The organism is Bilophila sp. 4_1_30 (assembly GCF_000224655.1).
Taxonomy (GTDB): domain Bacteria; phylum Desulfobacterota; class Desulfovibrionia; order Desulfovibrionales; family Desulfovibrionaceae; genus Bilophila; species Bilophila wadsworthia.
The window spans coordinates 1-782 of the sequence record NZ_JH114281.1 but is presented as its reverse complement, the minus strand read 5'-3'; the positions used below and the strand labels follow the sequence as shown (position 1 = coordinate 782).

1 protein-coding gene is annotated in these 782 nt (G+C 60.1%); it reads left to right on the top strand.

What is annotated here, in order from left to right; all coding sequences use genetic code 11:
• Positions 1–618, top strand: a 618-nt coding sequence (locus HMPREF0178_RS20145; protein WP_009369384.1) for a phage antirepressor KilAC domain-containing protein, incomplete at its 5' end; no start/stop codon positions are given.
• Positions 619–782 lie beyond the last annotated feature (164 nt).

The following is a 782-nucleotide window of genomic DNA, read 5'->3' as shown; positions in this document are numbered from 1 at the left end:
CACACTCTGAATGATTCCACAGGATTGCGACGCGATAGCCGTATCATTTCAGAACCGGGCCTGTACTCGCTCGTCCTCCGGTCCCGCAAGCCGGAGGCCAAGGCGTTCAAACGCTGGATCGTGCATGAGGTTATTCCGTCCATCCGCAGGACGGGCGGCTACGGTGCCCCGGCGCTTCCGAACTTCAGGAATCCGGCGGAGGCGGCGCGGGCGTGGGCGGACAAGGAGGAGCAGCGGCTTCTTGAAGAACAGAAGCGTCTCGCGCTGGAGCAGAAGATGGAGGAGGTGAAGCCCAAGGTCGTCTTCGCCGAGTCCATCGAGGTCGCCAAGACCAGCATCCTCGTGGGGGAAATGGCGAAGCTCATCAAGCAAGCCACGGGGTACGACATCGGGCAGAACCGTTTCTTTGAGTGGCTCAGGAGTAGGGGCTACCTGCACAAGGATGGTTCCCAGACCAACATGCCTACCCAGAGAAGCATGGATGCCGGATGGATGGAGATCAAGGAGGGCACCCGCATCGGAAGCAGTGGGGAAAGCCGCATCACCCGCACGCCGAAAATCACGGGCAAGGGGCAAATCTACTTCATCAACCTGTTCAAGAAAATGGTGGAGTCATGATCATCCGCTGCCGCCACCGTATCCCGTCGCCCGAGGCCGTGGGGTTCCTCACGGCGGAAGGGCTCAGGGAAGCCGCCGCGCAATATCCGCATTTGCGGCCCTGCAAGAAGCATAGCTGGAACTGGCTGTATCGGAAGGCCTGCGCGAAGTGTGGAGATAGAATT